This is a genomic window from Pseudomonas sp. NPDC089396 (genome assembly GCF_044749545.1).
Taxonomy (GTDB): Bacteria; Pseudomonadota; Gammaproteobacteria; order Pseudomonadales; family Pseudomonadaceae; genus Aquipseudomonas.
In genome coordinates this window covers 20,530-36,838 of record NZ_JBIVIC010000008.1, presented here as the reverse complement: position 1 = coordinate 36,838, position 16,309 = coordinate 20,530, and the positions used below count along the sequence as shown (strand labels likewise).

Here is a 16,309-nt window from a genome sequence, read left to right as displayed (position 1 = left end):
TCCCATGAGCACAACCGAGGTTTACCTGCAGCCCCACCAGGCACGCAAACGCCCCAACACACCGTTCGAGGACCTACTCGGCGACTCGATCGAACGCGCCTACGGCAATGGCGTGAGCGAGCTTGGCGAATTGCTCGCCCACCTCGACCTGGCCGGCCCGCCCTGCCCGCTCACCCGCGGAGAGTGGACCGAAGAAGCCTTTAAAACCCTGATGGCACGGCTGGGCGAATGACCCTCCGGAGGTAGAACAAGATGAACATGCACATCACCGTCGACCCGGTTGAACAACACCTGGCCAATGGCCTGAAAGACCTCTGGTTCCCGGTCCTGCCGTCGGAGCTGCTGAGCGACAGACCTGTCTCGATTCGCCGCCTGGGCTACAAGATCGCCCTGTGGCGCGACAACGATGGCAGCGTCCACGCCCTCGAAGACCACTGCCCGCACCGTGGTGCCCCGCTGTCCCAGGGGCCGGTGCTGGGCGACCGCCTGCAGTGCCCTTACCATGGCGTCGAAGTGCGCTGCGACGGCACCGTCACCAAGGTGCCGGGCAGCCCGGGCTGCAAGCTCGAAGGCAGCCGTCCGACGCGAATGTTCCATACCCGTGAGGCCGCCGGCGCGATCTTCCTGTTCAATGCCACCGACCCGCACCTGGACACACCGCCCGAGCTGGTGCTGCCCGAGCAGCTGACCTCGCCCGAGTGGAGCAGCTTCCTCTGCTACACCGAGTGGAAAGGCGACTACCGCTACGTGCTCGACAACGTCATGGACCCGATGCACGGCACCTACCTGCACAAGATGTCGCACTCCATGAGCGAGGGCGAAGCCACCGCCAAGTTCGTCACCCGCGACACCGATCAAGGCTTCTTCTTCGAGAAGGAAGGCCAGCGCGGGGTCAACTTCGACTGGACCGAATTCCTCGACAACGGCTGCCACTGGCTGCGCCTGGAAATCCCCTACCCGAAGACCGGCGGCCCGGGCGGCAACTTCACCATCATCGGCAGCTACACCCCGAGCAGCCGCGCGCTGTCGGCGGTGTTCCACTGGCGCGCACGGCCGTTGACCGGCTGGCAGCGCGACACCTGGCGCTTCCTTTACAAGAACCGCCTGGAGGCGCGCCACTGGGCGGTGCTGGAGCAGGACCGGGTGCTGCTGGAATTCATGGAGTTCGACGCCAACCAGCGCGAAAACCTCTACCAGCACGACCTGGGCGTGGTGCGCCTGCGCCGCTACCTCAAGGGCAAGGCCAAGGAACAACTGGCCCTGATCGAAACCCGGCAACTGGCCTGAACCTGAGGTGACCGATGTCCAACTCTCCTACCCTCAGCGCGTTGGTGCATACCCTGCGCCATGAAGCCGAAGGCATCATCAGCGTCGAGCTGCGCCCTTGGGGCGATACCGTGTTCGCCCCGTTCGAGGCCGGCTCGCACATCGACCTGCACCTGCCCAACGGCCTGCTGCGCAGCTACTCGCTGCTGAATGCGCCGAGCGACCAGGGCCGCTATGTGGTCGGCATCCTGCGTGACCGCGCCAGCCGCGGGGGCTCGCGCTATGTTCACGAGCAACTGCGGGTAGGTACGCAGTTGCAGGTCTCCCCGCCGCGCAACAACTTCGCCCTCGACACCCGCGCCAGCCACAGCGTGCTGGTGGCCGGCGGCATCGGCATCACGCCGATCTACTGCATGTTCCGCCAGTTGCTGGCCATGGGGCGTTCGGCCGAGTTGATCTACTGCGCCCGCTCGCGCGCCGAAGCCGCGCTGCTGGAGGAGATCAGCGGGCTTGGTGCCAAGGTGATCTATCACTTCAACGACGAAAAGGGCGGCCTGCCGGACCTGGCCGGCTACCTGCAGGGTCGCCCTGCCGATACGCACTTCTACTGCTGCGGGCCGACGCCGATGCTGGATGCCTTCGAGCAGGCCTGCGAACGGCTGGGCTACCCGCATGCGCATATCGAGCGCTTCACCGCCGCGGAGGTGGCGCCGTCTGCCGATGCACAAGACCGCTACAGCGTCGAGTTGAGCAAGTCCGGCAAGACCGTGACCGTGGAGCCTGGGCTGAACCTGCTGGATGTACTGCTCGAAGCGGGTTGCGACATCGAGTACAGCTGCCGCGAGGGGGTGTGCGGCTCTTGCGAGACGCGGGTGCTGGACGGCGACGTGGACCACCGCGATGGCGTGCTGACCAAGGCCGAGCGAGCGGCGAACCGATCGATGATGGTGTGTGTGTCCGGGTGCAAGAGCCGGCGGTTGGTGCTTGATCTTTGATGTGAATGCGTTGCTCACGCGTAACCTTGACCGGCCCCTTGGGGGTCGGTTTTTTTTGGCCTGCTCAGTGGGCCTCATCGCCGGCAAGCCGGCTCCCACAGGTACACCACAGGCCTGGAACCCTGTAGGAGCCGGCTTGCCGGCGATGAGGCCCTGACTGATACAAACAAAGGCACACTTGCACAACAAGTGGGCATAACGGTAACCCAACTTTCAGCCCGTTCCAGATACGGCACAAACTGCTTTGTTTCAAATATAAATAATTGTTTTTACTAGCTATTTTATTAATCCAAGTGCTTGGCACAGAACCTGCTCTATTCCCTGCGTAAAACAACATATCACCCATAAAACAATAAACCCGCAACTCAGGGCGACGCTCCCCCTTTGCCTGCGGAAAACCACCCAACCTTGCAGGGCACGGCATGAACAGATATGTGATAAGCCTCGGTCTCATTCTCGGCAGTTGCACAAGCTTCGCCTCCGAACCCGGCCCCGCGGCCCCGGACCAGCCACCCACGGCGAAAAAGCCCTTCCCGCACATTGCCTGGCGCAGTGACGACGGCCAGAGCAGCCTGGACATCGGCGGCGCGCTGCGCGTCAACTACCGCGACGAACACTGGGACACCACCGAAAACAACGGCCGCTTCCTTTTCGACACCTTCCGACTCGACGTGCAGGCCAGCCATCGCCAGTGGTTCAGCGATGTCGGCTACTGGTTCCAGGACGATGGCAAGCGTTCCATCGACCGCGGCTACATCGGCTACCGTTTCAGCCCGCAAGCCAACCTGCAACTCGGCGCACCGTTCAAGCCATTCGGCCTGGAGCCCTACCCGCAGTTCGGCTGGAGCTACCACATTCCGTTCTTCATGGGTTATGGCGTCAGCGCCGGCACCGGGCTGAAATACAGCTACAAGGACGCCCAATGGGACCTGCAGCTCGGTTACTTCCCGCGCATGCTGCCCTCGAGCCTGCGCTACTCGCCGGAGGTCGGCCGCTATGCCGACCTCGACGACAATGCCGTGCCCTTCACCCAATCGCGCCAGGACAACGAAAAGCGCAACCAGCTCAATGCCCGCGTAGCCCGTACCTTCAGCGGCGATGGCTGGAAGACCGAGCTCGGCGCTTCCCTGGCAGCCGCCGAGCTGTACAACGCCACCACCCATGATGACGGCGACTACTGGGCGGGCGGCGTGCACGCACTGTTCAACCAGGGGCCCTGGACCGTGACAGGCCAGGCGATCCGTTATGAGTACGACCCGAAGAACCCGGCCGGCGTCAGCGACGATGCGGTGCTGATGGGCGGCAATGGCCTGACCCCGGCGTACCTGATTGCCTCGAAGGCGACCATCGGTGCGCTCAACGTCGGCTATGACGTGTTCACGCCGAAGCTGGGCCAGTTGAAGAAGATCAAGCTGTACACCGACTACAGCCGGATGATGAAGGACAAGCATGGCTGGGACGATTCGCAGATGTTCACCGTCGGCGCGCAGTTTCTGGCCATGCCGATCATGGCCTGGGTCGACCTGACCTGGGCGCGTAATGCCAACCCGTTTGGTGGAGCGGAGAATGGTACGGGGTGGACCAGCACCGGCTCGGTGGGCAGCAATGACTGGTATTACCGGACCAATATCAACATCGGTTACTACTTCTGAAATCTTGATGCTGTCTGTACTGGTCTCATCGCCGGCAAGCCGGCTCCTACAGGCGGTCAGTGCTGTCCCTGTGGGAGCCGGCTTGCCGGCGATGAGGCCGGTACAGACAACACAGCCAAAGCGCATTACGATAGGCAGCCCTCCTGACCCGTAATGCCCCATGCCCCCTGAGCAAACCTCAGCCTACAAGATCGTGCTCTGGCGCCTGGAGCCGGATGCCCAAGGCTACCCACCCGCTTCGGTCGAAGGCCTCTGGGCAAAACGCACCGACGCTGGCTACCAGGTCGACAGCATCCCCTTCTATGCCTACGGCATCGCTCCCGGCGACACCATCAGCATCCGCGAGGATGGCGAGCAGTCGTGGTTTGCAGCCCTGCAGCACAGTGGCGGCGCGTCGGTGTTGCGCATCCTGGTCAAGGCCGCGGGCGACCTCGAACAGGTGCGTGCAGCGCTCGAGGACTTCGGCTGCCCCAACCAGGTCGAGAAGGCCGTGAGGATGCTGGCCGTCGAAGTGCCGCCTACGCATACACTCGACACCCTCCTCTACTACCTGCTGACCCAACGTGAAGCCGGCACCCTCGACTTCGAGGAGGGCGTGCTGCGCCACACCATCCCCGAAGAATTCCGCTAGCGCGCGCTACGCTTCGGCCAGCCGCGCCGCCGGCTTGCGGAATACGAACAGCAGGCCGACCACGATCAGGCCCATGCCCAGCAGGCTGAGCGGCGCCAGGCGGTTACCGAAGATCAGCAAATCCATCACCGCAGTCACCGCCGGCACCAGGTAGAACAGGCTGGTGACGTTGACCAGGTTGCCCTTGGCGATCAGCCGGTACAACAGCAGGGTCGCCAACAGCGAAACCACCAGGCCCATCCACAGCAGCGCGCCGATGAAACTGGCGTTCCACTCGACATGCAGCGGTTGCAGCGGCGCAAACACCGCACACAGGGCGAACCCTGCCAGGTACTGCAGCGGCAGCGTGCCCATGGGGTTGTCGGTGATGCGTTTCTGCAGGATCGAACCAAAGGTCATGCTGGCCAGTGCCAGCAAGGCGAACAGCATGCCAAGCAGCGACACGCCGCCCAGGTTGATGCCCTGGTAGACCACCATCACCAGCCCACCCAGCCCCAGGCCCAGCCCGAACAGCCGGCTCCACGAGCGCTGCCGCTCCATCAGCACCACGGTGAGGAGGGGTTGCACGCCCATCACCGTGGCCATGACGCCGGGGGTGACATGGGTATTGAGCGCAAGCAGGTAGAAGATCTGGTAGGCGCCGAGGAGCACGCAGCCGGTACCCAGGGCCCGCAGGACAGCCCCGCGGCTGCGCGGCCAGCGCAGGCCCAGCAACGGGCCGATCAGCAGCAAGCCGGTGAGTGCCAATGCCGAGCGCAACAGCAGGAAGGCGAAGGGGCTGGCATGGGCAAGGCCGAGTTTCGAAACGATGGCGCCACTGCTCCACAGCAGGACGAACAGGCTGGTGGTGGCCGCCGAGGCCACGGATGCTTTGGTAAAGACAGACATGTATGCACCTGTATTCGGGCAAATGAGCCGAACGGTGGGCGTGTGCTTCAGTAAGGGAAGTAGCCGACCGTGTTCAGTAGGTTGCGTGTGCGAAGGGATGCGGCCAGAAGCCGATCAGCCCAGCACGACCACGCAGCGAGGCGGAGCTACGCCGCCGACGACGCCACTGACAGGTGGTGGGTAATGACTGATCATGACCGGCTGCTGGCTGCCACGCACGACCCTGCCCGCGACTGGCGCGATGGCAAAGCATGTGGTGGAAGGCATGGCTGGCATGAACAGGGTCTTCGAGGAAGTGAATGGTCTGGAATATAGCGTTGAGTCGGATGATGGGCAATAGCTGATTCTTGTGCTGTTCGACCGGGCCCTATCGCCGGCAAGCCGGCTCCTACATTACCTGTGGGAGCCGGCTTGCCGGCGATAGGGCCCGAACAGGCACCAAAACTTCAGAACAGCCACCGATACAGCAGGTAAGCCACCACTACTGCCAGCACCGGCCGCAGAATGCGGTAGACCTTCGGGTTGGCACGCTTGAACTGCTTCACATGGGTGCTGATCCGGTTGCTGAAGCGCTTGCTCCAGGCATACGCCTGGTTGATCCCGCCCACGCGCTCGTCATCGGTGTTCTGCGGCGCAGTAGCGCGGCCGAGGAAGGCACTGACCTTGCGGTTGATGCGGGTCATCAGCGGGTTGCTCAGCGGGCGCTCGATGTCACAGAACAGGATCACCCGGGTAACATCGGTTTCGTTCTTCACCCAATGCACGTAGGTTTCATCGAACATCACATCCTCGCCGTCACGCCAGGCGTAGGCCTGGCCATCGACGTAGATGCGGCAGGCGTCGGAGTTTGGCGTCGACAAGCCCAGGTGGTAGCGCAACGAACCTGCGAACGGATCGCGGTGCGGGTTCAGGTGGCTGCCACCGGGCAACAAGGCGAACATCGCACCCTTGACATTGGGGATGCCGCTGACCAGTTCGACGGTCTTCGGGCACAGCGCCTCGGCTGATGGCAGCGGCTTGTCGTACCACTTCAGGTAGAAACGCTTCCAGCCCTTCTTGAAGAACGAACCGAAGCCGGCATCATTGTCCTTGGCTGCAGCACGGATATAGCCCTCGTCGAACAGGTGCATCGCCTCTTCGCGAATCACCTGCCAGTTGTCCTTGAGCACATCCAGCTCCGGAAAACGCTGGCGGTCCAGGTACGGCTTGGACGGCACGCCGGAGAACAGGTACATCAGGCTGTTGTAGGGAGCGAACAGCGCCGAATGGTTGACGAACTGGCGCAACACCGGCAAGCGCGCCTTACCGCGCAAGTGCACGAACAGCACACTGCCGAAGAACACCAACAAGACACCTGCCTTGGCGGCGAAGGAATAGGTCATGCAACACTCCTTTGAAAAGAAGCAGGCCCCCGCTGCCTGCTTCCGGAAAATCATCCTGCCATCATAAACACATCCCGCCCAGTGAAAAACCGCCCGAGCGGCATCTCACTGTTGAGGATTGTGCAACAAACCTGCGGGCTTACTGCTGGTTTTCCTGCTCGCTGAACAGGTCGCTGAACAGCATGCTCGACAGGTAGCGTTCGCCAGAGTCCGGCAGGATCACCACGATGGTCTTCCCCTGCATCTCCGGCTTCTCGGCCAGGCGCACCGCAGCCGCCATTGCCGCGCCACAGGAAATGCCACAGAGGATGCCCTCTTCCTGCATCAGGCGAATGGCCATGGCCTTGGATTCTTCGTCGGTCACCGTCTCGACCTGGTCGACGATCGACAGGTCAAGGTTCTTCGGCACGAAGCCGGCACCGATACCCTGGATCTTGTGCGGGCTGGGCTTGAGCTCTTCGCCGGCCAGGGTCTGGCTGATCAGCGGCGAGGCCACAGGTTCCACCGCCACCGACAGGATCGACTTGCCCTGGGTGTGCTTGATATAGCGCGACACGCCGGTGATGGTGCCGCCGGTGCCGACACCGGCCACCAGCACATCGACCGCACCGTCGGTGTCGTTCCAGATTTCCGGGCCGGTGGTCTTTTCGTGGATGGCCGGGTTGGCCGGGTTGTCGAACTGCCCAGGCAGGAAGTACTGCTCAGGGTCCGATGCGACGATCTCGTTGGCCTTCTCGATCGCGCCCTTCATGCCCTTGGCCGGCTCGGTCAGCACCAGTTCGGCGCCGAGGGCCTTGAGCACCTTGCGCCGCTCCAGGCTCATCGATGCCGGCATGGTCAGGATCAGCTTGTAGCCGCGCGCGGCGGCGACGAAGGCCAGGCCAATCCCGGTATTGCCCGAGGTGGGCTCGACGATGGTCATGCCCGGCTTCAACCTGCCGCTGCTTTCAGCGTCCCAGACCATGTTCGCGCCGATCCGGCACTTCACCGAATAGCCGGGGTTGCGCCCTTCGATCTTGGCCAGGATGGTCACGCCACGCGGGGCGATGCGGTTGATCTGCACCAGCGGCGTGTTGCCGATGGAATGGGCGTTGTCTGCGTAGATACGGCTCATGGCAGGTTCCTTGGCATGAAATAGCAGGGAAAGACTTAAAGGGTAAGCCTGCCTTTGCAGCCAGTAAAGCCTGTTCGAACTCCCCGACAGCGCGTGTGGTCAACCGTGCAACCCGCCCCGGAGAGCCTTAGATGAACGCCCGCTATCGCTGGCCGCTGGTCGGCCTCGCCAGCCTGGTCGTGCTGCTGTTGGCGCTGCACCTGGCGCTGCCTTACCTGGTGCGCGACTACCTCAACGACCGCCTGGCCAACATGGGTGAATACCGCGGCCAGGTCGCCGACGTGGACCTCGCCTGGTGGCGCGGCGCGTACCAGATCAACGGGCTGAAGATCGTCAAGACCAGCGGCAAGGTACCCGTGCCACTGCTCGACGCCCCCTTGATCGACCTGTCGGTGAGCTGGCATTCGCTGTGGTACGACCGCGCCGTGGTGGCCGAGGTCACCTTCGTGCGCCCCGTGCTCAACTTCGTCGACGGCGGCAGCAAGCAGGCCTCGCAGACCGGCCAGGGCACGGACTGGCGCCAGCAACTGGAAAAACTGCTGCCCATCACCCTCAACGAAGTCCGCCTCGAAAACGGCACGCTGACCTTCCGCAATTTCACCTCGAAACCACCCGTCGACCTCAAGGCCACCCAGCTCGATGCCAGCATCCGCAACCTGACCAATGTGCGCGACAAGAAAGGCCGGCGCGACGCCAGCTTCGAGGCCACGGCGCTGATGCTCGGCGACGCCAAGGTCGAGAGCCGCGCCACCTTCGACCCGTTCAGCGATTTCGACGATTTCCAGTTCCGCCTGCGCGCCACCGGTATCGAGCTGCGCAGGCTCAACGACTTCGCCAGTGCCTACGGCAAGTTCGATTTCAATGCCGGCCACGGCGATGTGGTGATCGAGGCCCAGGCGGAAAACGGCCGCCTGAACGGCTACATCAAGCCGCTGCTGCGCGATGTCGATGTGTTCAACTGGCAGCAGGACGTGGAGAACAAGAACAAGGGTTTCTTCCGCTCGGTGTGGGAAGCGCTGGTGGGGGCCAGCGAAACGGTGCTGAAGAACCAGCCGAAGAACCAGTTTGCCACCCGTGTGGAGCTCAGCGGTAGCGTGCACCAGCAGGACATCAGTGCCTTCGAAGCGTTTTTGCAGATCCTGCGCAACGGGTTCATCCAGGCGTTCAATGCACGTTATGAGAAGTCGGCGCCCGATTCCGACTGAGCGGGTGTGACGGGCCATTCAGGGACTGAATAGCCGGTCTGCGTTTCCAGCTGCCGAGGCCCGCGTTATAGTCGTTGGCAAATTACAAACATACGCTGCCTGCACTGGCCCTATCGCCGGCAAGCCGGCTCCCACAGGCACCCCACAGATTTCAAGACGTGTGGAACACCTGTGGGAGCCGGCTTGCCGGCGATAGAGCCGCAACGGGCACCCCACAGAGGACACTCCCGATGAAGTTCGAAGGCACCCGCGACTATGTCGCCACAGACGACTTGAAACTGGCGGTCAACGCGGCCATCACCCTCGAACGCCCGCTGCTGGTCAAGGGCGAACCCGGCACCGGCAAGACCATGCTGGCCGAACAGCTCGCCGCCTCCTTCGGCGCCCGCCTGATCACCTGGCACATCAAGTCGACCACCAAGGCCCACCAGGGCCTCTACGAGTACGACGCGGTCAGCCGTCTGCGCGACTCGCAGCTGGGCGTGGACAAGGTCCACGACGTGCGCAACTACCTGAAGAAAGGCAAGCTGTGGGAAGCCTTCGAGGCCGAAGAGCGGGTCATCCTGCTGATCGACGAGATCGACAAGGCCGACATCGAGTTCCCCAATGACCTGCTGCAGGAACTCGACAAGATGGAGTTCTACGTCTACGAGATCGACGAGACCATCAAGGCCAAGCAGCGCCCGATCATCATCATCACTTCGAACAACGAAAAAGAGCTGCCCGACGCCTTCCTGCGCCGTTGCTTCTTCCACTACATCGCCTTCCCCGACCGCACCACGCTGCAGCAGATCGTCGATGTGCATTACCCGAACATCAAGCAATCGCTGGTCAGCGAGGCGCTGGACGTGTTCTTCGATGTGCGCAAGGTGCCGGGCCTCAAGAAAAAGCCGTCCACTTCCGAGCTGGTCGACTGGCTCAAGCTGCTGATGGCCGACAACATCGGCGAAGCGGTGCTGCGCGAGCGCGACCCGACCAAGGCCATTCCACCGCTGGCTGGCGCCCTGGTGAAGAACGAACAGGACGTGCAGCTGCTTGAACGCCTGGCCTTCATGAGCCGGCGCGGCAACCGCTGACAGGAGCCGGCCATGCTGCTCAACCTGTTCAATGAAATGCGCGCGGCCAAGGTGCCGGTGTCGGTACGTGAACTGCTCGACCTGCTGAACGCCCTGCAAAAGCGCGTGGTGTTCGCCGACATGGACGAGTTCTACTACCTGGCGCGGGCCATCCTGGTGAAGGACGAGCGCCATTTCGACAAGTTCGACCGGGCGTTCTCGGCCTACTTCAAGGGCCTGGAGAACCTTGACCAGCACCTCGAAGCCCTGATCCCCGAAGACTGGCTGCGCAAGGAGTTCGAACGCTCGCTGACCGATGAAGAGCGCGCCCAGATCCAGTCCCTGGGTGGCCTGGACAAGCTGATCGAGGCGTTCAAGAAACGCCTCGAAGAGCAGAAGGAACGCCATGCCGGCGGCAACAAGTGGATCGGCACCGGTGGCACCAGCCCGTTCGGTTCGGGCGGTTTCAACCCCGAAGGCATCCGCGTCGGCGAGGCCGGCAAGCGCCAGGGCAAGGCGGTAAAGGTGTGGGACCAGCGCGAGTACAAGAACCTCGACGACCAGGTCGAGCTGGGTACGCGCAACATCAAGCTGGCCCTGCGCCGTCTGCGCAAGTTCGCCCGCGAAGGCGCCGCCGAAGAGCTGGATATCGACGGCACCATCGACCACACCGCACGCGATGCCGGGCTGCTGAACATCCAGATGCGCCCGGAGCGGCGCAACACGGTGAAGCTGCTGTTGCTGTTCGACATCGGCGGCTCGATGGACGCCCACGTCAAAGTCTGCGAAGAGCTGTTCTCGGCCTGCAAGACCGAGTTCAAGCACCTGGAGTATTACTACTTCCACAACTTCGTCTACGAGTCGGTGTGGAAGAACAATATGCGCCGTACCTCGGAGCGGTTCTCCACGTTCGACCTGCTGCACAAGTACGGCGATGACTACAAAGTGATCTTCGTCGGCGACGCGGCCATGGCGCCCTACGAGATCACCCAGCCGGGTGGCAGCGTGGAGCACTGGAACGAAGAGGCCGGCTACGTGTGGATGCAGCGCTTCATGGAGAAGTTCAGGAAGATCATCTGGATCAACCCGTATCCGAAACAGGCCTGGGATTACACGGCGTCGACCCACCTGGTGCGGGACTTGATCGAGGACAAGATGTATCCGCTGACCTTGCAGGGGTTGGAAGAAGGGATGCGGTATCTGTCCAAATAGTTGCCAGTCTGTACCGGCCCTATCGCTGGCAAGCCAGCTCCCACAGGTACCCCACAGATTTCAAGACTTGTGGCGTTACCTGTGGGAGCCGGCTTGCCGGCGATAGGGCCGTCAGCGTCACCGCCAACGCTGCAGATACGCCTGCTGCCCCCGCCAAGCCTCATCCTGCACCACCGCCCTGAACCGCACCGATACCCCCGGCATGCACTGCGCCAGCTGCGCCAATGCCAACGGCGTCAACGCCCCCAGCCGCGGATAACCGCCAATGGTCTGCCGGTCATTGAGCAGCACGATCGGCTGCCCGTCCGGCGGCACCTGCACCGCCCCCAGCGGGATCCCTTCGGAAATCATCGGCGCGCCCTGATAGACCAGCTGCGGCCCGAGCAAACGGATACCCATGCGATCGGCCCGGCTGTCCAGCGTCCAGTCACTGTTGAACGCCTCGAACAGGCTGGTACCGCTGAAATCGCCAATTTGCGCGCCCATCACCAAATCGAGCAGTGGCTTTTGCGGATAACCCGGCCGCAGCACCTCGGGCACCTCGCGCAGCGCTGCCGGGCCACCGGCGAAGCTCAGCCGTTGCCCTTTGCCCAGCGCAGCCCCCAGCCCATCGATGCCACCCAGTTCTTCACGCACCACCGTGGCACAGCTGCCCAGCACCGCTTCCCCGTGGAACCCACCCGGCGCCGCAAGGTAGGCGCGTACGCCCTGCTTCGGCTGCCTCAAGGTCAAGCGCTGCCCCTTCGCCAGGGTGAAACTGCGCCAGGCTGCCAGAGGCTGGTCATCGACCCGTGCATCCAGATCCGCACCGGCCAGGGCCAGCACGCAGTCCTGTTCGGCCAGCACACTGAAACCGCCCAACGCCACTTCAATCACCGGTGCATCCAGCGCGTTGCCCAACAGCCAGTTGGCCCAGTACATCGCCACCCAGTCCAGTGCCCCGCCCTGGGTCACGCCCAGATGGCGCACGCCGAAACGTCCACCGTCCTGCAATTGGCACAGCGGCGTGCTGGCCTCGATCATCAGCTGCTTCATGCCCCCGCCTCCAACGGACTGTCATCACCGCCCAACGCCAGGAACTGGGCATGGGAAACCGCCACGAAACGCACTCGGTCGCCGGGTTGCAGGAGGCTGTAACCTTCGCGCTCACGGTCGAACAGGCGCACCGGTGTGCGTCCAATCAGGTTCCAGCCACCCGGCGAGACCGCCGGGTATGCCGCCGTCTGGCGCTCGGCGATGCCCACGCTGCCCGCCGCCACCCGCTTGCGCGGGGTGCTCAGGCGTGGCGTGGCCAGCTGTGGGTCCACCAGGCCCATGAAGCCGAAGCCTGGCGCGAAGCCCAGGGCGAACACGGGATAGTCGCGCTCGCTGTGCAGGCGAATCACCTCGTCCTCGCTCAAGCCGCTGCGCGCTGCCAGCACCGGCAGTTCAGGGCCGACACTGGCGTGGTACCACACCGGGATCTCATGGCGACGACCCGCGCTGCCGGTGTCCGGCTGCAGCCCGTCCAGGGCCTGGACGATCAGTGCCTTGGCCTCGGCTGGCGGCAGATCGAACTGCACCATCAGCGTGGTGTAGGACGGCACCAGGTCCAGCAGGTGCGTGCCCAAGGCCGCACTCAGGCGCTGGCTGGCCGCGAGCATCCACGGCATGTTGGCTTCATCGATGCTGTCGAACAGGCGCACCATCAGGCTGTCGATGGCCACGACTTCGATGCGTACTTTCATGCTTGTTCCAACCCATCGAGCGCCTGTCGAATCTGCCGCACCGCCGCCACCGAACTGTCGTTGTCGCCGTGCACGCACAGGGTGCTGGCCTGAAGGCGCAAAGCACTGCCGTCGTCGGCCACCAGCGCATAGCCACGGGCCAGGCGCAGGGCCTGCTCGACCACCAGTGCCGGGTCGTGATGCACCGCACCGGGCAGGCTTCGCGAGCGCAGATGGCCGCTGGCGGTGTAGGCACGATCGGCGAAGGCCTCGAACCACAATGGCACGCCGATTTCATCGCCCAGCGCCTGGGCAGCGCTGTTGTCGGCGGTGGCCATCAGCATCAAGGGCAGGCCACTGTCGTAGGCGGCCATGGCTTCGAGCACGGCGCGCAGCTTGAGCGGGTCAGCCATCATGTCGTTGTACAACGCACCATGGGGTTTGACGTAGGCCACCTGGCCGCCGAGGGCTTTGCAGATGCCCTGCAGCGCGCCGATCTGGTAATGCAGCAGGTCGCGGATTTCGTCGTTGCTGCAGGCCATGGAGCGACGGCCGAAACCGACCAGGTCCGGGTAGGCCGGATGGGCGCCGATGGCGACCCCGTGCTGCAACGCCAGGGCCACGGTGCGGCGCATGGTGCCGGGGTCGCCCGCATGGTAGCCGCAGGCGATGTTGGCGCAGTCGATGTAGGGCATCACCTCGGCATCGCGGCCCATGCGCCAGCTGCCGAAACTTTCGCCCATGTCGCAATTGAGTAGCAGGCGTTTCACCTGGCGGGTTCCCGTGTCGATGTTCATGTGCCTACCTCAGCGCGCCTTGAGTTGTTTGCCGCAGGTTTCCGGCAGGCTCAAGGCCGCCAGGATCACCACACCGTAGGACACCGCGGAGAAGGCGCCAATCCCCAGGCCCAGCGGTACTTTCTGGCTGAGCAGGCCGATCAGCAATGGGAACACGGCCGCGATCACCTTGCCGATGTTGTAGCAGAAGCCCTGCCCCGAACCGCGGATGCGGGTGGGGAACAGCTCGGTAAGGAACGCGCCCATGCCACTGAAGATGCCCGAGGCGAAGAAGCCCAGCGGGAAGCCCAGCCACAGCATCAGGTCATCGCTCACCGCCATCTGCGTGTAGAGCAGCACGATGATGAACGAACCCACGGCGAACAGGATGAAGTTCTTCTTGCGCCCCAGGATGTCGGACAGGTACGCGCTGATCACGTAGCCCACGTAGGAGCCGACGATCACCATCGCCAGGTAGCCGCCGGTGCCCAGCACGCTCAGGCCGCGCTCGTTCTTGAGGAAGGTTGGCAGCCACGAGGTGATGGCGTAGTAGCCACCCAGCGCACCGGTGGTCAGCAAGGACGCGCGCACGGTGGTCCAGAGCATGCCGGGGGCGAAAATCTCGTAGAAGTGCGAAGGCGCTGCGGCCTCTTCCACCGCTTTGGCCTGGCGGTATACCTCCGGATCCTTGACCAGGCGGCGGACGAAGATCACGAAAATGGCCGGTACCAGACCGAGCAGAAACAGTGCGCGCCAAGCCTGCTCAGCAGGCAGCCAGGAGAACAGCAGCGCATAGAGGATCGCCGTCAGGCCCCAGCCCAGGGCCCAACCGGACTGCACCATGCCGACCGCCTTGCCACGGTCCTGGGCGCGGATCACTTCGCCGATCAGTACCGCACCTGCGGTCCACTCGCCGCCGAAACCGAAGCCCATCAGGGTACGGGCGATCAGCAGTTGTTCGTAGTTCTGGGCAAAGCCGCAAAGGAAGGTGAAGAAGGCGAACCACAACACTGTCAGTTGCAGGGTCCGCACCCGGCCGATGCGGTCGGATAGAATGCCGGCGATCCAGCCACCGACGGCCGATGCGATCAGGGTGCTGGTGTGGATCAGGCCGGCTTCAGTGGTGCTGATGCCCCACATCATGATCAGCGTAGGGATGACGAAGCTGAGCATCTGCGTGTCCATGCCGTCCAGGCCATAGCCGATCTTGCAGCTCCAGAAGGTGCGTCGTTGCTGGGAGTCGATATCGCGGTACCAGGCGAAAGGCCCGCTGGAAGATGAGGGCGAAACCTGTTGCTGCACGCCGGTGGGGTTCATGCTTGCCTCGGCTTGTTGGTATTGTTTTATGGGCGACGTCTGGCGTCGCGGCCTGCCATCATTGTTCAGAGGCCGCGCCAGATGCGTCCAACGAGAAAAACCGCCGGTCTGGAACAAGAAAAACTGATCATGAACCTTCGCTTCCTCGAAACCTTCGTCTGGGTCGCCCGGCTCAAGAGCTTTCGTCTCACTGCCGAAAAGCTGTTCACCACCCAGGCGTCGGTCTCCAGCCGCATCGCTGCGCTGGAGGCCGACCTTGGGGTGAAGCTTTTGCTGCGCGACTCACGGGGCGTCAGCCTGACCCCGGAGGGCGCCAAGGTGCTGGAGTACGCCGAGCGCATGCTCGATACCGCCAAGGCCATGAAACAGTCGCTGGACAGCGACCGGGCCAAGGTCGGGCGCATTCGCCTTGGCGTGATGGACACGGTGATTCATACCTGGATGAGCGCGCTGGTGGCGGAACTTACCGAGCGCTACCCCCAGGTAGAGATCGAACTGGTCGCCGATACCGCGCTGAACTTGCGCGAACAGCTGCAAAAAGGCTTTCTCGACGTGATCCTGCAGACCGACCTGCTGCGCGAGCAGTCGATCCGCAGCCTGGACCTGGCGCGCTACCCCATGGGCTGGGTGGTGGCTGCCGGTGCCGCCCAGCACCGCGATTACGCGTCCCTGGCCGAACTGGCCCGCGAGCGGATCGTGACCTTCTCGAAGAACTCGCGGCCCCACCAGGAAGTGCTCAGCATGCTGCAGGCCGCAGGCGCCCAGGCCCCGCGTCTGAACTGCGTGAACTCGGTGGCGGCGATTACCCGCCTGCTGCGCGATGGCTTCGGCATCGGTGCATTGCCGCCGGCACTGGTCGGTGAAGAGCTGAGCCGCGGCGAACTGGTCCTGCTCGAAGGCTTGCAGCCACCGCCTAGCCTGGAACTGGTCGTCGCCTGGCAGACCGGGGTAGCGTTGGTGGATGAGGTGGTCGGGGTGTGCCGGCAGGTGCTGGAGCGGTATGCGCGGGATGTCGGGGGACAGAGGATTGTGCTGGTCTGATGGTTTTCCAGTGCCAGTACCGGCCCTATCGCCGGCAAGCCGGCTCCCACAGGTAAGTGAACTGCGCGG

The 16,309-nt window shown here is 63.5% G+C and carries 16 protein-coding genes; 9 read left to right on the top strand and 7 right to left on the bottom strand.

All coding sequences use genetic code 11. The features are described from left to right. The first annotated feature begins 4 nt into the window (after positions 1-4). From ACIPZB_RS16400 to ACIPZB_RS16380, 5 genes are all read left to right on the top strand, one after another. Entirely contained in the window at positions 5-232 is a 228-nt protein-coding gene (locus ACIPZB_RS16400; RefSeq protein WP_400641596.1) for a recombinase-like helix-turn-helix domain-containing protein, read from the top strand. 20 nt (positions 233-252) lie between these two features. After that, positions 253-1,287: a Rieske 2Fe-2S domain-containing protein gene (locus ACIPZB_RS16395; RefSeq protein ID WP_400641594.1), complete on the top strand. Its 1,035-nt coding sequence runs from the start codon at positions 253-255 to the stop codon at positions 1,285-1,287. A 14-nt stretch (positions 1,288-1,301) separates the two neighbouring features. Beyond that, positions 1,302-2,261, top strand: a complete 960-nt coding sequence (locus ACIPZB_RS16390) for a PDR/VanB family oxidoreductase (RefSeq protein ID WP_400641592.1) — start codon at positions 1,302-1,304, stop codon at positions 2,259-2,261. A gap of 422 nt (positions 2,262-2,683) precedes the next feature. Further along, positions 2,684-3,913: a hypothetical protein gene (locus tag ACIPZB_RS16385; RefSeq protein WP_400641590.1), complete on the top strand. Its 1,230-nt coding sequence runs from the start codon at positions 2,684-2,686 to the stop codon at positions 3,911-3,913. Positions 3,914-4,073: 160 nt separating this feature from the next. After that, positions 4,074-4,544, top strand: a complete 471-nt coding sequence (locus tag ACIPZB_RS16380; RefSeq protein ID WP_400641588.1) for a DUF4265 domain-containing protein — start codon at positions 4,074-4,076, stop codon at positions 4,542-4,544. Positions 4,545-4,550: 6 nt separating this feature from the next. On the opposite strand, the gene ACIPZB_RS16375 is transcribed toward ACIPZB_RS16380, so the two are convergent. From ACIPZB_RS16375 to cysK, 3 genes are all read right to left on the bottom strand, one after another. Next, a complete protein-coding gene (locus tag ACIPZB_RS16375) occupies positions 4,551-5,432 on the bottom strand; it encodes a DMT family transporter (RefSeq protein WP_400641587.1) in 882 nt (293 codons plus the stop codon). Between the two features lie 446 nt (positions 5,433-5,878). Further along, positions 5,879-6,814, bottom strand: coding sequence for an aspartyl/asparaginyl beta-hydroxylase domain-containing protein (locus ACIPZB_RS16370; RefSeq protein WP_400641585.1), 936 nt, complete (start codon positions 6,812-6,814; stop codon positions 5,879-5,881). Positions 6,815-6,953: 139 nt separating this feature from the next. Further along, entirely contained in the window at positions 6,954-7,928 is a 975-nt protein-coding gene (gene cysK / locus ACIPZB_RS16365) for a cysteine synthase A (RefSeq protein WP_400641583.1), read from the bottom strand. Between the two features lie 131 nt (positions 7,929-8,059). On the opposite strand from cysK, the gene ACIPZB_RS16360 reads away from it, so the two are divergent. The 3 genes from ACIPZB_RS16360 to ACIPZB_RS16350 all read left to right on the top strand — a co-directional run bounded on the left by ACIPZB_RS16360 (position 8,060) and on the right by ACIPZB_RS16350 (position 11,400). Then, positions 8,060-9,133, top strand: a complete 1,074-nt coding sequence (locus ACIPZB_RS16360; RefSeq protein ID WP_400641581.1) for a DUF748 domain-containing protein — start codon at positions 8,060-8,062, stop codon at positions 9,131-9,133. 230 nt (positions 9,134-9,363) lie between these two features. Further along, entirely contained in the window at positions 9,364-10,209 is an 846-nt protein-coding gene (locus ACIPZB_RS16355; RefSeq protein WP_176517845.1) for a MoxR family ATPase, read from the top strand. 12 nt (positions 10,210-10,221) lie between these two features. Next, positions 10,222-11,400 (top strand): VWA domain-containing protein, encoded by a 1,179-nt coding sequence (locus ACIPZB_RS16350; protein WP_400641579.1) that lies wholly within the window; start codon positions 10,222-10,224, stop codon positions 11,398-11,400. Between the two features lie 117 nt (positions 11,401-11,517). Here the strand turns inward: ACIPZB_RS16350 and ACIPZB_RS16345 are convergent, their stop codons facing one another. Genes ACIPZB_RS16345 through ACIPZB_RS16330 form a run of 4 tightly spaced genes read right to left on the bottom strand, consistent with a single transcriptional unit; the run spans position 11,518 to position 15,199 of the window. Next, positions 11,518-12,435, bottom strand: coding sequence for a biotin-dependent carboxyltransferase family protein (locus ACIPZB_RS16345; RefSeq protein ID WP_400641577.1), 918 nt, complete (start codon positions 12,433-12,435; stop codon positions 11,518-11,520). Further along, the gene (pxpB, locus tag ACIPZB_RS16340) at positions 12,432-13,127 is read right to left on the bottom strand and encodes a 5-oxoprolinase subunit PxpB (RefSeq protein ID WP_400641576.1); all 696 of its coding nucleotides are present in this window, start codon (positions 13,125-13,127) and stop codon (positions 12,432-12,434) included. The genes ACIPZB_RS16345 and pxpB overlap by 4 nt, the downstream gene beginning before the upstream one ends. Further along, on the bottom strand, positions 13,124-13,903 hold the full coding sequence (locus tag ACIPZB_RS16335) for a 5-oxoprolinase subunit PxpA (RefSeq protein ID WP_400641574.1): 780 nt from the start codon (positions 13,901-13,903) through the stop codon (positions 13,124-13,126). Before ACIPZB_RS16335 ends, pxpB begins: the two co-directional genes overlap by 4 nt. Positions 13,904-13,912: 9 nt before the next feature. Next, positions 13,913-15,199, bottom strand: a complete 1,287-nt coding sequence (locus ACIPZB_RS16330) for an MFS transporter (protein ID WP_008093447.1) — start codon at positions 15,197-15,199, stop codon at positions 13,913-13,915. 129 nt (positions 15,200-15,328) lie between these two features. Here ACIPZB_RS16330 and ACIPZB_RS16325 point away from each other — a divergent pair, with 129 nt between their 5' ends. Further along, the gene (locus ACIPZB_RS16325) at positions 15,329-16,240 is read left to right on the top strand and encodes a LysR family transcriptional regulator (RefSeq protein ID WP_400641572.1); all 912 of its coding nucleotides are present in this window, start codon (positions 15,329-15,331) and stop codon (positions 16,238-16,240) included. Positions 16,241-16,309: the final 69 nt, after the last annotated feature.